Source organism: Corallococcus macrosporus DSM 14697, from assembly GCF_002305895.1.
Taxonomy (GTDB): Bacteria; Myxococcota; Myxococcia; order Myxococcales; family Myxococcaceae; genus Myxococcus; species Myxococcus macrosporus.
Genome location: NZ_CP022203.1, coordinates 2,378,933 through 2,392,732, shown reverse-complemented (window position 1 = coordinate 2,392,732; position 13,800 = coordinate 2,378,933). Strand labels below are relative to the sequence as shown.

The following is a 13,800-nucleotide window of genomic DNA, read 5'->3' as shown; positions in this document are numbered from 1 at the left end:
GCGCTCAGGCCACCTGCTGCGGCCGGGACACCTCGGCCGCGGCGCCCTCGCGTCCACAGGGGCGGCGGAAGACACACCGCGCGCAGGCCGTCAGCGACTCCGTGGGCGGAAACGCGGACGCGTCCAGCGGGGTGTTGGTGGCCGGGTCCTTCAGGAGCGCGCGCATCTTCGCCACGCTCTGCTCGAAGTGACTGCGGAAGGAGGCCATGGCCTCCGGGTCCACCGTGACGTCCTGCTCCTTGCCCTCGTTGAGGTACACCAGCGAGGCGCGCACCTTCTCCACCGGGAAGCGGTAGCGCTGGGCCACGTAGAGCGCGTAGCCGAGCACCTGCTCGTCGTAGCCCTCGCGAGACTTGCCCGTCTTCCAGTCCACCACCACCGGCGTGCCGTCCTCGTCCACGAAGGCGAAGTCGGGGATGGCGAAGACCTTGAGGCCGTCCAGCGTGAAGTGGGCGAAGTCGAAGCCCGCGTCCACCTCCAGCCACTGCTCGGGCTTGAGGCTGAGCGCCAGGTCCTTCCAGCGCGAGGAGAAGAACCACGCCAGCGCGGAGCGCACCGTCTCCCAGTTCTGCTTCCAGGCCTCGTCCGGCACGGCTTCCGCGTACTCGTGCTCCACCAGGCCGGTGAACTGCTTGCGGTACTTCTGCGACCAGTAGTTCTTCGCGCGCGAGTGCCGGAAGTCGTCCCGCATCAGCTTGCGCGTGCGCTCCTCCACCTCCGCCTGCTCCACCTTGCGGCCCGCGCGCCAGTCCAGCAGCACGTCCTTGATGCTCTCGTGCACCACGCTGCCGGCCCAGGTGTAGCGGTTGCCCAGCTTCTTCAGCACGTAGAGCTCGCGCACGTCCTTGGGCGCGCTCGCCTCCCAGCCGCCCCAGGAGCGGTAGTAGTAGAGGTAGTACGCGCGGAGGCACTCGGAGAACTTCTCGTGGCGGCTCTTGGACCAGGAGAAGTCGTTGGTGAGAGGGGGGCGCGGCATGAGGGCGCGCATCCTAGGCGTTCGCCCGCTCCACCCAAAGGGGAACAGGCGAGGAAACAGGCCCCCGCTGGTCGCTGAAAGACAGTCCCCCCAGGCAACCGGGAAGGTATGGTGCGCGCCGGCATGAAGACCCAACCCTTCAAGGGCCGGGTGGTCCTCGTCACGGGGGCCTCCGGAGGCATTGGCAGGGCGGCGGCGAAGGCCTACGCGGCGGCGGGCGCGGATGTCGTCCTGGCCGCGCGCCGGCTCCCCGAGTTGGAGGACGCGGCCCGTGAAGTGGCGTCACTGGGCGTGAGGGCACTGCCGGTGCGGTGCGACGTCACGGTGGGCGACGACGTGACGCGGCTGGTGGCGGAGACGGACGCCGCCTTCGGCGGGCTGGACGTGCTCGTCAACAACGCGGGCCAGGGAAGCTATGGGCCGCTGGAGGCCATGGGCGAGGAGCAGCTCCGGAAGCTCTTCGAGCTGAACGTCCTTGGCTTGTGGCGGATGACGCGCGAGGCCCTGCCCCTGCTGCGCAGGCGGCGCGGCGCGCAGGTGGTCAACGTCAGCTCCGTGCTGGGCCACCGCGGCCTGCCGCTGCTCGGCGCCTACTGCGCGTCCAAGGCCGCCGTGAATGCGATGACGGAGTCGCTGCGCGCGGAGCTCGCCGAGGAGGGCATCCGGGTGCTGCTCGTGTCGCCCGGCTTCACCGAGAGCGACTTCCGGGAGAACCGCCTCAACGCGGAGGGCTGGAAGCAGGACGCCATTCCCCTGAAGGCCATGTCCGCGGAGGAGGTCGCCGCCGCCATGGTCCGCGCGAGCCGGCGGGGCCACCGCGACACCGTGCTCACGCTGCCGGGCCGGGTGATGGTGGTGGCCAACCGGTGGGTGCCCTCCCTGTTCGACCGGGTCGCCCGCCGCATGGCGGCTGAGATGAAGAAGAAGGGTTCATGACCTCCCGCAGTGCCCGCGCGAAGCGCGTCACCTCCGACGCACAGGTACCACCCAAGGGCCCTGTCACCAAGACGCGCGCTCCCGTCACGGCCGTGGCTCCGCCCGATGAGGCGCCAGCCCGGAAGCCCCGCGCCGGGCGTCCTCCCGCCGCGCCGCTCGTGGCCCCCACCCCCGAGCACCTGGCCAGCGTGCGGGGGCCGCTGCTGGACTGGTATGACCGGAACAGGCGCGACCTGCCGTGGCGCCGCACGAAGGACCCGTACGCCATCTGGCTGAGCGAGGTCATGCTCCAGCAGACGCAGGTGTCGACGGTGATTCCCTATTGGGAGCGGTTCCTGAAGCGCTTCCCCACCGCGCGCGCCCTGGCCTCGGCGCCGCTGGATGACGTGCTCGCGGGCTGGAAGGGCCTGGGCTACTACAGCCGCGCCCGCAACCTGCACCGCGCCGCGCAGGAGGTCGTCGCGCGCTTCGGTGGCGCCCTGCCCTCCACGGCCGCGGCGCTGCTCGAGCTGCCGGGCTTCGGCCGCTACACCGCCGGCGCGGTGGCCTCCATCGCGTTCGGCGAGGAGGCCCCGCTGGTGGACGGCAACGTCGCGCGCGTCTTCGCCCGCGTCTTCGAGGTCGAGGGCCTCCCCGGAGACCGCCAGCGCGAGGCCACGCTCTGGGCGCTCGCCGCCGCGCTGGTGAAGGGCAAGCGCCCCGGGGACCTCAACCAGGCCCTGATGGAGCACGGCGCCACCACGTGCCGGCCGGAGAACCCGCTGTGCCTGCTGTGCCCCGTCCGCACCGCCTGCGTCGCCTTCCGCAAGGGCCGCGTGGACGAGCTGCCTCCCGCCAAGGTGCGCGCCACGCCCAAGAAGCTGACGCTGGCCGTCGCCGTGTGGCCCCACGCCGGCACCCTGCTCTTCGCCCGCCGGGCGGACGCCGGCCTCTTCGGTGGCCTGTGGGAGCTGCCAGGCGCTGAAATCGCCGACGACGCGCCGGACACCGAGGCCCGCGCCCGGATCGCCGCCGCGCTGGGCGTGGAGGTGAAGCTGGAAGGCGCCCTGGGCGCCGTGAAGCGGCAGCTCACCCACCGGGACCTCACGCTGCGCCTGCTGCGCGTCTCCGGCGCCCGCAGGCCCACGAGCACCCCCGCGTTCCAGGAGCTGCGCTGGTGCACGCCAGCGGACGCCGCCAGCCTGGGCATGAGCACCGCCATGCAGCGGGCGCTCGACGCCGCGCTGACCACGGGCGTCCTGGCAGGCGGCTGAAGGCCCCCTCGCCCACCCCGCCTACAGAGGGCTGTCCGTCGACCGACAGAGAGGCAGTCCTCCTGTCGCACTGACAACCCAGCCTCCCGCATGCCGGTTTCCTTCGGACTCGACGCGACTCAATCTCCGCGGACCTGTTTCACCGGAGGAATCCGCGCATGGCACGCCACACCGCCAACAAGCAGACCGGCCCGTCTTCAACCAGGGCGCCGGCCCCCGCGTCCGAGTCCAAGGCCCGGGCTCCAGAGCCGCGGCCCGGGCCCACCGACGAGCAGATTGCACGCCGGGCCTACGAAATCTTCCTCGCGCGGGGAGGGATGCACGGCAACTCCGACCAGGACTGGTACCAGGCCGAGCGGGAGCTGCGGCTCGGCCGTCAGTAGCCGGCCGCGCCTCCGCCCCTCGGGAGACCTCGTCAGGGCCGTGGGCGACGCGTGTGACAGCGGGCCGCCAAGGCGCTTCACTTCGTCGTCCGCTTCCGCTTGCGCGCCGCGGGAGCGCTCGCGAGCTTCGAGGCGCCCCGAGGGCTGTAGTAACGCCGGAGCCAGCGGCTGAGCCCGTCGAAGCCAGGGAAGAGCACGCGCTCGGTGATGTTGCTCTGGTCCAGCTTGTCGCGCACCTCCCACTTGAGGGCGGCGGGGATGACGAGCTTGCGGACGCCCTCCGCCTGGGCTTCGAGGAAGGAGTCCAGGCAGAGTTCGGGGCCGTTCATCACCGAGAAGAGCGCGAACTGATTCACGATGCGGGCGTCCAATGACGGCGGCTCCAGGAAGAGCACGAAGGGGTGCTTCGCCAGGTGGTCGAAGGCCGGGAGGTCCGACGCCGCCGTGGCCAGCATCTCCCCGGTGAAGACGTCCGCGCCCTCTCGACGGAGCAGCGTCTTCAGCCGCCTGGGGAGGTGCTGGTTCGTCTGGCGGTAGTCCACGCACCACACCACGCCGTCGTCGTCATACCGCTCCGGGTTCTCCGTGAGGAAGTGGAGCGCCACGTAGGGGCTGAAGGTCCAGTCCAGCATCCGCGTGGGCAGCCCATGGTGCTGGGCCAGGGCGAGCCAGTCCCAGACGGACTCCACGGACGGCGGGCTGTCGCCCCGCGCGTACTTCCGGAAGGCCCGCAGCAGGTCCTTCTCCTTGCGCACGAACAGCCCCTGGCGGTTGAGCGCCGTGGACAAGTCATTGCTCACCTGGGGCATGCCGCGGAAGACGAAGGTGGACCGGTGGCGCCCCAGCGCCTCGCTCCAGGAGCCGGCGAAGAGCGCGTCCTGCAGCTCCAACCATGTCCCGATGCGCTGCTCCAACATGGGCTCAGGTCCCCCCGCGACAAGGTAGGCATCGCGGTGGCCCACGCCCGCCGGGCGGCCCACCTTTCAGCGCGGCGCGACAGGGCCACAAGGGGCCCGGCGCCCGGCGTCTCAGTGGGGATTCACGGTGTCGACAGACGGGCGCTCGGCGGAGAGCGCCCCGCGGAGGCGCCGCTGGGCGGCCTTCAGCTCCTCCAGGATGCGCTCCGCGTCGATGACCGAGCGCATCGCCAGCCCACACGCGGGCGTCAGCACCACGGTGGACACCACCTGCGCGAAGGTGAAGCCGCGCGGCAGCGCCGCCTTCAGCGTGGCCTCCACCGAGTCCACCAGCTCCCCCACCTCGTAGGTGGACGCCAGGTCCGTGGGGATGATGCCCAGGCTCAACGTCGCGCCCGCGCCCAGGAAGCGCTCCAGCGCGGCAGCGGCCTCCACCATCGCGTCCAGCGACAGCCGCACGTCCAGGGACAGCAGGTCCGGCTGGACATCCAGCAGCGCGGCCCAGTCCGTGTTGCCGCAGCAGTGCAGCCCCACCAGCGCGCCTTCGCGCTGCAGGGCCACCACCAGCAGCTTCAGCTCCTGCATGGCAATCATGTGCCGGGGATTCATCCGCTGGAGCGCGTAGAGCCCGGGCTCGTCCAGGTAGAACAGCGGCGTCGTCCCCGCGCGGCGCAGCGCCTTCACCATGGCCAGTGCGCGCGCCAGCGTCAGCCGGAACATCGCCTCGTCCAGGCCCGGCACGTCCAACGTGGGCCGGCCGTCCGGGGTGCGCGCCACGGAGCGCACCGTGAAGGGCCCCGCGAGCTGCGCCTTCGCGAAGGCCAGCTTCCGCGTCTCCACCTCCCACAGGAAGGGCCGCCACGCGCGGCAGGCCTCGGGCGAGGGCTCGAAGCTCTCGAACTGACCGGACTGGAACGCCGCCTCCAGCCGCGCCTCGAAGGCGGCGCGCCCCGCCTGCCAGGCGCCGAGGTCCACGGTGCACAGGCCGTCATCGTCGAAGGACAGGCCCGGCAGGCCCTCCAGCGCCGCGGGAATCATCAGCTCCGAGGGCTTGCCCACCGGAAGCTGCGGCAGGAACGGAATGTCCATGGCCAGCGCGGCCTGGAGCCCCAGCTCCACTTGCGTGTGCGGCAGGCTCCCGATTCCGGTGGTGGCGCAGGCAGGCAGCAACTGGACGGCTCGACGGATGTTCGGCGCGCTCATTGGTAGAGGGGTGGCGCGGTACCGTCAGCGGCCCGTTTCCACCCTCCTCCTTTCAAACCGTACGTGCGGTTTTCCCGCATACGGCTTAACGAGAGTGTTGTCGTGCAGCATGCACGGTTTCGGGTAGCGAATCGTCCCATGCAACCGGTGCAGGCCTCTTTCCCAGAACCACGCTCGATTCCATGCGTCCGCCTGGCCGGCCCGCAGCTTCCTGCCTCTGCGTTTCACCATGAACTGGTGCAGCCGCCGGAAGACGTAGGAGTCGAGTTGATTGAACTTTCGGGCCGCGTTCCCGGTGCGGAAGTAGTTGCCCCATCCTCGCAACACCGGGTTCAGGCCGCCGATGATTTCTCGGACATCCTTCACCCCGTGCCGCTGTCGGCTCGTCAGCTCCTTCACCCGAGCCCTCACCCGCTTCATGCTCCGCGCTGACGGCCACCGCTGGAGGTAGTAGCGGCGCACTCCCCGCTGCTGCCACAGCTTGCCCGACATGCGCTTGTGCAGGTGACAGCCCAGAAAGTCGAAGCCTTCCTTGCCCTCGGTGAGTTCCACTCGCCGCGTCTTCTCCGGGTGCAGTTGCAGCTTCAGCCTCCCGAAGATGATGCGCACCCTTCGTTCGGCCTCCTCGGCAGCTTCGCGGCCTTTGCACAGCACCACGAAGTCATCCGCGTAGCGCACCAGCTCGCCCACCTGCGCGCACTGCCGCTGCCACACGCTGTCGAAGAAGTGCAGGTAGATGTTGGAGAGCAGCGGGGAAATCACTCCCCCCTGCGGTGTCCCCGAGACCGTCTCGGAGTACCGGCCCTCCTCCACCACTCCCGCACTCAGCCACTGCCTCAGCAGCTTGAGCACCCTCCGGTCCGACACCCGCCGCTCCACCCGCTCCATCAGCAGCTCATGGTCGATGCTGCCGAAGTAGTCGCGGATGTCCGCGTCGAGCACGTGGTGACACCCGGCATTGACTGCCTCCCGGATGCGCTCCAGGGCCTGCACCGCGCTTCGACGTGGCCGGAAGCCATACGACGACGGAAGAAAATCCGCCTCGAAGACAGGCTCCAGCACCAGCTTCACCGCCATCTGCACGATACGGTCCTGCACCGTCGGAATGCCCAGCGGCCTGAGTTTCCCGTCCGCCTTGGGAATGAACCGCCTGAGCACCGCGGGCGGTTTGTAGGTTCCTGCTCGCAGTACCTCGCCCAGCTCCTGCACCAGCCGCTGTGCGCCGTACTGCTCCACCGCCGCCAGCGTGACTGAATCCACGCCGGCAGCGCCCTTGTTGCGTCGGACCCGCTGCCATGCTTCCCACAGGACGTCACTCCGGTGGACTCGGTCATACAGCGCATGGAAACGGCGCTCCCGGCACCGCTTGGCTGCCACGAAGAGCTTGCGCTGGAGTTGTCGAACTTTGTCGGTGGACTCTGGCCCACCGGGGGGATTGGAGCCTTCTTGGCGGCTCATGCCCTCGCTCTTACCTCCCGCCCAAGCACCACCCAAGCAGGGGCCCTTCCCTCCGGGCGCGTTGTCTTGCACGCCCCTCGCCGGTACTACGGCCCCCTCGGACTCCCGCTGCGCTCCCCACGCTTTCACCTTCGGCTTATACGCGGGGCCCTGCCGCGACGACGGCCGCGCAGACGGGTCTCTCCTGTTCCCCACCAGACCTTGAGCACGTGCCACGCCCCATACCCCGGGGAGCCCCGCTGCTTCCCATCCGGACTCGTCCGCAGCGGACCTGGCCTTCGCCGCGACATGCTCGGCTCGGCGCTCCCATTGTGTATCTGTCGAGGCGGCAGGCTTCACTTGATGTTGCGGCCCGCGCTCTTGCTCCCTCCCGAATGGAGGCTTTTGACGCCCCGCTGTGGCCTGCCGCCTCTCGGCGGTCGGCTGGGGCCTGCTACCGGGCACTCCGGTGTCTACCCGGACGGGACTTTCACCCGCCGGTCTGGTGGAGCATGGACGTGCTCCTCTTGCTCGTCCTTCAGGACGCACCATGGCGCGGACTCTATCCCCTCCCTGCCCTTCCGGTGTGGCTGCCCATCCCCGGTGCGCCGGGTTCCCGACCTTCCCGTCCGGCAACAACGTTCCACCCGAGAACCGGGACGCACCCCGGCGGACAAGGGAGGGGGCAGTCATGAACAGGCGAGGTGGAGGGGGGACGGGCGCCCTGGTGGCGGTGTTGCTCGCCAGTCCGGCCCTGGCGGCGACTCCCCGCGTCAAGGCGCAGCCCGCCCCGGGCTTCGGGGCCTCCGGCCTGACGGTGCGCAGCGGCGTGACGACGTGGTCCGGCAACGTGGGCCGGGAGACGGGCGTGGGCGCGTTCCTGGCCCTGCTGGGAGAGGTCCCCATCGTCTCGGGCGTGGGCCTGGAGCTGGGCTACGAGGGCGCCGCCAACGGCTACGCGGAGCCCCGGCGCGGCACGCTGTGGCGGCACAACGGCGGCGTGCTGGCGAAGGTGGGCCCCACGCTCTTCTCGCAGTGGAAGCCCTTCGTCGGCGCGGGCGCGGGCGTCAGCTACTTCCACCCCACGCCCATGGACGTGGGCACCGCCTTCGAAAAGGGCTGGGGCGCGGAGGTGCCGCTCGCCGCCGGCCTGGAGTACCGGTACAGCGGCGTCACCGCCGGACTGCGCGCCACCTACCGCGTGCTCGTGGCGCGCGACTTCGCCCCGGACAGCGCGGACGTCGGCAACCTCTTCAGCGGCGACCTCAGCCTGGGCATGCGCTTCTGAGCCGCCGGCGTCACGTCACGGAGAAGTACGACGCCTGCGGGTGGTGGAAGACGATGGCGGACACCGAGGCCTCCGGCTCCATCATGGAGCCGTCCGTGAGCTGCACGCCGATGTCCTCCGGCCGCAGCGCCGCGAACAGCTTCGACTGGTCCTCCAGCCGGGGACACGCCGGGTAGCCGAAGGAGTAGCGCTTGCCCGCGTACTCCGCGCGGAAGCGCTCCAGCATCGTCATGTCCGGCCGGTCCGGCATGCCCCACATGCTGCGAAGCTGCGTGTGCAGCAGCTCCGCGTAGCCCTCCGCCGTTTCCAGCGCCAGGGCCTGCACCGCGTGCATCTTCAGGAACTCACCCCGGGCCTTCAGCTCCTCGGCCAGCTCGCGGATGCCTGCGCCCGCGGTGACGACGAACATCGCCACGGAGTCCGTGGGCGCGCCGCCCTCCAGCGGCCGCAGGTAGTCCGCCAGACACAGGCCGCCTTCGCGGTCCTGGCGCGGGAAGTCGAAGGACGCGGCCTCCTTGCCGGACGCGCCGTCGAAGAGGACGACGCGATTGCCGTCACTGCCGGCCTTGTAGAACTGGAACACGGCGCGCGCCTGCATGACGCCGCCGCGCAGGAAGCCCTTCAGCTCCTCCACCGCTTCCTTGAGGGCCAGCGCCTTGCGGCCCTCCTCCGTCTTCGCCAGCTCCGCCTCGGCCGGCGTGCCCAGCACGCGCGACGACGAGCGCAGCCCCAGGTGCCGCCCGTACAGCATCACCGGGTTGATGAACTTCCAGATGTGGTCCAGCGGCGTGTTGGACAGCACGTGCCGCTCGAAGTCCGGCGCGGACGGCACCGACTCCAGCACCTTCACCTCCGCGCTGCGCCCGCGCGCCACCACCACCGCCGGGGCCGGCCGCTCCTTCACCTCGCGCGCCAGCTTCTCGCGGCGCACGGCCAGGTCGCCGCGCAGCTTCTCGTGCGCGGACGGGTCCACGATCTGCTTGGCCAGCTCCAGGCCATTCATGGCGTCCTGCGCGTAGGCCACGGTGCCCCCGCCGTAGGCCGGGGCGATGTTCCGGTCCACGAAGTTGCGGCTGAGCGCGGCGCCGCCCACCAGGATGGGGGTCTCCACGCCGGCCCGCTTCAGGTCCTCCGCGGTGGCCACCATCTGGTGCGCGCTCTTCACCAGCAGGCCGGACAGGCCCAGGATGTCCGGCTGGTGCTCACGCACGGCCTGCACCAGCTGCTCGGGCGGCACCTTGATGCCCAGATTCACGACGTGGAAGCCGTTGTTGGCCAGGATGATTTCCACCAGGTTCTTCCCGATGTCGTGCACGTCGCCCTTCACCGTGGCGAGCACCACCTTGCCGCGCATGGCCGCCTGGGCCTTGCTCATGTGCGGCTCCAGGAAGCCCACCGCCGCCTTCATGGACTCGGCGCTCTGGAGCACCTCGGCGACAATCAGCTCGTTGGCGCCGAAGAGGCGGCCCACCTCGTCCATGCCCTTCATCAGGGGCCCGTTGATGATCTCCAGCGGCGTGTACTTCTGCATCGCCACTTCCAGGTCCGCGGTGAGGCCGTCCCGCGTGCCCTCGATGATGTAGCGCTGGAGCCGCTCCTCCAGGGGCAGCGTGCTGACCTGGACGCGGGCGGCCTTGCGCTCGCGGAAGTGCGCGGCGAAGGGCGTCACCGGGTCGGCGCCCCGGTTGTAGAGCAAATCTTCCGACAGCTTGCGCTCCTCCTCGGGGAGCGACGGGTAGCGCTCCAGCTTCTCCGAGTTGACCAGCGCCATGTCCAGGCCCGCCTGGACGTTGTGGTACAGGAAGACGGAGTTGAGCACCTCGCGGCCCGCGGTGGGCAGGCCGAAGGACACGTTGGAGATGCCCAGCACCGTCTTGCAGCGCGGGAAGCGCTGCTTGATGAGCCGCACGCCTTCAATGGTCTCCACGCCGCTGCCGGTGTACTGCGCGTCACCGGAGGCGCAGGGGAACACCAGCGGGTCGAAGTACAGGTCCTCCGGCTTCATGCCGTACTTCGTCGTCAGCAGCTCGTACGAGCGCTCCGCCACCTCCAGCTTGCGCTGGCGCGTGACGGCCATGCCCACCTCGTCGATGCAGCCCACCACCAGGGCGGCGCCGAAGCGGCGCGCCAGCGGCACCACCTTCTCGAAGCGCTCCTCGCCGTCCTCCAGGTTGACCGAGTTGATGATGGCCTTGCCCTGGCTGTACGTGAGCGCCATCTCGATGACGCGCTCGTCGGTGGAGTCAATCATCAAGGGCACGCGCACCTTCTTGACGACCACCTCCAGGAAGCTGCGCATGTCCTCCAGTTCGTCCCGGTCCGGGTTGGCCAGGCAGATGTCGATGACCTGCGCGCCCCGCTTCACCTGCGCGCGGGCGATCTCCGACGCGTCGTCGAACTGGCCCGCGACGATGAGCTCCTTGAACTTCTTGCTGCCGATGACGTTGGTGCGCTCGCCCACGATGAGGGGGCGCAGCTCGTCCGTCACCTCCAGGTAGTCCACGCCGGACAGCGAGGCCCGGGGACGCGGCGTGCCCGTGCGCGGCTTCAGCCCCTGCACCGCCCTGGCCAGCGCCTCGATGTGCCCCGCGTGCGTGCCACAGCACCCGCCCACCACGCTGAGCCAGCCCTGCTCACAGAAGCGCCGCACGGAGCGCGCCAGCATCTCCGGCGTCTCCAGGTAGTTCCCATTCTCGTCCGGCAGGCCCGCGTTGGGCACGCAGGACACGGGGAAGGCGCTCATCGACGCCAGCGAGCGCAGGTGGTCCGTCATGAAGTCCGGGCCCGTGGCGCAGTTGAGGCCCAGGTACAGCAGGTCCGCGTGCTCCAGCGACGCGGCCAGGCTCTCCACGCTCTGCCCGGCCAGCATGGTGCCCATGGGCTCAATGGTGCCGGACACCGCCACCGGCAGCGCGTAGCCCAGCTTCTGGAACGCGCGCTCGATGCCGATGAGCGCCGCCTTCACGTTGCGGGTGTCCTGCGCCGTCTCAATCAGCAGGTAGTCCGAGCCACCCAGGGCGAGCCCCTCCGCCTGCACCGCGAAGTTCTCCACCAGCTCCTCGAAGGTGACGCCGCCGGTGACGCTGATGGCCTTGGTGGTGGGGCCCATGGAGCCCGCCACCCAGCGCATGCGGCCGTCCTTCGCCTCAGCGGCGGCGGCGGCGTTGCGCGCCAGCCGCGCGGAGACCTCGTTGATTTCGAGCGCCTTGTGGCCCAGGCCGAACTCCGCCAGCACCAGCGGCGTGCCGCCGAAGCTGTCCGTCTCCGTCACGTCCGCGCCGGCCGCGAGGTAGCGCGCGTGGATGGACTCCACCAGCTCCGGCCGGGTGAGGACCAGGTGCTCGTTGCAGCCCTCGTACTCCGGGCCGCCGAAGTCCGCGGCCTTGAGGTCCTCGTTCTGGAGCAGCGTGCCCATGGCGCCGTCCAGCACCAGCACGCGCTCCCGCATCGCGGCGCGCAGGGCCTCCACGCGGCGGCCATTCTCTCCAGGAGGCAGCGGGAGGGCAGCGGGGACAGGGCTCGTCATGACGGTTTGACTCCAGTGAGCAGAAAGACGCGGAAGGGACTGGCGCCGTCCCGGGCATGCGTTTCGCGGGTCAGCGACGTGAAGCCGGCCTCGCGCAGCGCGGCTTCGAGGGGTTCGGGCGCGAAGCCCAGGTGCCGGTGCCCCAGCCGCTCCAGCACCCAGCGCTCCTCGTGCGGCATCAACTCCAACACCACCAGCCGGCTGCCCGGCTTGAGCAGGCGAGCCGCCTCGGCCAGCACCGCCTGGGGCTCCTCCACGTGGTGGAGGCTCTGCGAAATCACCACCAGGTCCAGGCTGGCGGACGGGAGCGACAGGCGATGCAGGTCCTCCCGGAGGAAGCGGATGTTCTCCAGCTCCTCGCGGTGGGCCCGCTCCCGCGCCTGGTCCAGCGCGTCCGCGTTCTGGTCAATGGCCCAGACGCGGCGCGCCCAGCGGGCAATGGCCACGCTCAGCACGCCGGTGCCGCAGCCGAAGTCCGCCACCTCCAGCGGCGGCAGCAGGGACGCCAGCGCGCCCGCCCACAGGAACCAGGACTGCCCCGGCTCCAGCAGCCGCTCATTGAGGGCCTGACGGTCCTCGCGCGCCCGGAGCAAATCCTTCAGCCGCGCCGAGTCCCCCGCCGGGTCCTCCGCCTGCCGCGCCATCTGCACCAGCGGCCAGCGCGCGTCCGCCTGCTCCAGGGCCAGCGAGTAGTAGCTGTAGCCCGCGTGGCGCTCCTCGCGCAGCAACCCCAGGCCCTTCAGCTTGCCCAGGTGGTGGGACACGGAGGACTGCGCCACGCCCACCAGGGACACCAGCTCCGTCACGTTCAACGGGGCCTCGGCCACCAGCCGGAGGATGCGCAGCCGCGTCGGGTCTCCGAGCACCCGGAATGACTGGGACAGCTCTTCCATATCGCCGCATCAACATATGTCGATACGGCCGACGAGGCCAGCACTCTCTAGACGCGACGCGTTGCCTGTCACCAGCCAGTGGCGTACAGGGCGAAGCATGGCGACTCCCACCCACACCCCTACCCTCCACGAGCTCCTCGACGGCAAGCGGTTCGGACTCGTCCTCTCCGCTGGATATTTCGGCTTCTACGGCCACGCTGGCTTCCTCAAGGGCCTGGCGGCCTCGGGCCTCAAGCCCCATGCCTACGCGGGCACGTCCGCGGGCGGCATGGTGGCGGCCTACGCGGCGGCGGGCACGCCGGTGCGGGATTTGGAAGAGCTGGTGCTGCGCCAGACGCGCGCCAACTTCTGGGACCCGGACCCCATTGGCGCGGTGCTCAACGCGGACGCCGCGGGGCACGGCCTGACGGGCCTGCTCAAGGGCGAGCGCTTCCGCCGGCTGCTGGACGCCTCCCTGCCGGTGCACACCTTCGAGGAGCTGCCGCACCCGCTGCTGCTGGTGGGCGCCAACCTCACGCTGGGCCGCCACGACGTCTTCACCACCGGCGAGCTGGCCCCGCGCGTCCACGCGACGTGCGCCTACCCGGGCCTGTTCCGCGCGGTGCCCCTGGACGGCAGCCTGTATTGGGACGGGGGCCTGGTGGACAAGGCGCCCGCGCTGTCGCTGCACGAGAGCGCCGCCGGCAAGGACTTGGACGCCATCCTCGTGCACTACCTGCCCAGCAAGACGCGCAAGGTGGTGGGCGGCCCCATGGCGTACGCGCAGGGGCTGGCCGCGGGCTCCGCGGCGCTGCGCCAGGACCACTTCCGCCTCCAGCTCACCGTGCTGGAGCAGAAGCAGGTGCCCGTCTACGTCGTCGTCTCCAACCTGCCGCCGGTGTCGCCCACCACCATGGAGCGCGGCTTCGACGCGCTGGACCAGGCGAAGCTGGCCGCGGAGCGCGCCCTGGCGCGGCCGCCGGTGCCCTTCGCGCAAGCGGAGTGGTGA

At 70.5% G+C, this 13,800-nt stretch carries 11 protein-coding genes; 5 read left to right on the top strand and 6 right to left on the bottom strand.

Features of this window, described 5'->3' with window-relative positions; translation table 11 throughout:
* Nucleotides 1-4: 4 nt before the first annotated feature.
* Nucleotides 5-988 (bottom strand): RecB family exonuclease, encoded by a 984-nt coding sequence (locus MYMAC_RS10220; RefSeq protein ID WP_095957960.1) that lies wholly within the window; start codon nt 986-988, stop codon nt 5-7.
* Nucleotides 989-1,084: 96 nt separating this feature from the next.
* On the opposite strand from MYMAC_RS10220, the gene MYMAC_RS10215 reads away from it, so the two are divergent.
* The 3 genes from MYMAC_RS10215 (at nt 1,085) to MYMAC_RS10205 (ending at nt 3,548) form a co-directional block, all read left to right on the top strand.
* The gene (locus tag MYMAC_RS10215; protein WP_095957959.1) at nt 1,085-1,912 is read left to right on the top strand and encodes an SDR family oxidoreductase; all 828 of its coding nucleotides are present in this window, start codon (nt 1,085-1,087) and stop codon (nt 1,910-1,912) included.
* Nucleotides 1,909-3,165: an A/G-specific adenine glycosylase gene (gene mutY / locus MYMAC_RS10210; protein WP_239989460.1), complete on the top strand. Its 1,257-nt coding sequence runs from the start codon at nt 1,909-1,911 to the stop codon at nt 3,163-3,165. Before MYMAC_RS10215 ends, mutY begins: the two co-directional genes overlap by 4 nt.
* Before the next feature lie 158 nt (nt 3,166-3,323).
* On the top strand, nt 3,324-3,548 hold the full coding sequence (locus MYMAC_RS10205) for a DUF2934 domain-containing protein (protein ID WP_095957958.1): 225 nt from the start codon (nt 3,324-3,326) through the stop codon (nt 3,546-3,548).
* A 77-nt stretch (nt 3,549-3,625) separates the two neighbouring features.
* On the opposite strand, the gene MYMAC_RS10200 is transcribed toward MYMAC_RS10205, so the two are convergent.
* The 3 genes from MYMAC_RS10200 to ltrA form a co-directional block, all read right to left on the bottom strand.
* The gene (locus tag MYMAC_RS10200; RefSeq protein WP_095957957.1) at nt 3,626-4,465 is read right to left on the bottom strand and encodes an FRG domain-containing protein; all 840 of its coding nucleotides are present in this window, start codon (nt 4,463-4,465) and stop codon (nt 3,626-3,628) included.
* Between the two features lie 111 nt (nt 4,466-4,576).
* Entirely contained in the window at nt 4,577-5,668 is a 1,092-nt protein-coding gene (locus tag MYMAC_RS10195; RefSeq protein WP_095957956.1) for a uroporphyrinogen decarboxylase/cobalamine-independent methonine synthase family protein, read from the bottom strand.
* Nucleotides 5,669-5,692: 24 nt separating this feature from the next.
* Nucleotides 5,693-7,126, bottom strand: a complete 1,434-nt coding sequence (ltrA, locus tag MYMAC_RS10190; RefSeq protein WP_095957527.1) for a group II intron reverse transcriptase/maturase — start codon at nt 7,124-7,126, stop codon at nt 5,693-5,695.
* Between the two features lie 670 nt (nt 7,127-7,796).
* On the opposite strand from ltrA, the gene MYMAC_RS10185 reads away from it, so the two are divergent.
* Complete coding sequence (locus MYMAC_RS10185; protein WP_239989459.1) at nt 7,797-8,393, top strand: hypothetical protein; 597 nt, start codon at nt 7,797-7,799, stop codon at nt 8,391-8,393.
* A gap of 10 nt (nt 8,394-8,403) precedes the next feature.
* Here the strand turns inward: MYMAC_RS10185 and metH are convergent, their stop codons facing one another.
* Together metH and MYMAC_RS10175 are read right to left on the bottom strand one after the other, a co-directional pair.
* Entirely contained in the window at nt 8,404-11,919 is a 3,516-nt protein-coding gene (gene metH / locus MYMAC_RS10180) for a methionine synthase (RefSeq protein WP_095957954.1), read from the bottom strand.
* On the bottom strand, nt 11,916-12,812 hold the full coding sequence (locus MYMAC_RS10175; protein ID WP_095957953.1) for an ArsR/SmtB family transcription factor: 897 nt from the start codon (nt 12,810-12,812) through the stop codon (nt 11,916-11,918). Before MYMAC_RS10175 ends, metH begins: the two co-directional genes overlap by 4 nt.
* 97 nt (nt 12,813-12,909) lie before the next feature.
* Here MYMAC_RS10175 and MYMAC_RS10170 point away from each other — a divergent pair, with 97 nt between their 5' ends.
* Nucleotides 12,910-13,800, top strand: coding sequence for a patatin-like phospholipase family protein (locus MYMAC_RS10170; protein WP_204817493.1), 891 nt, complete (start codon nt 12,910-12,912; stop codon nt 13,798-13,800).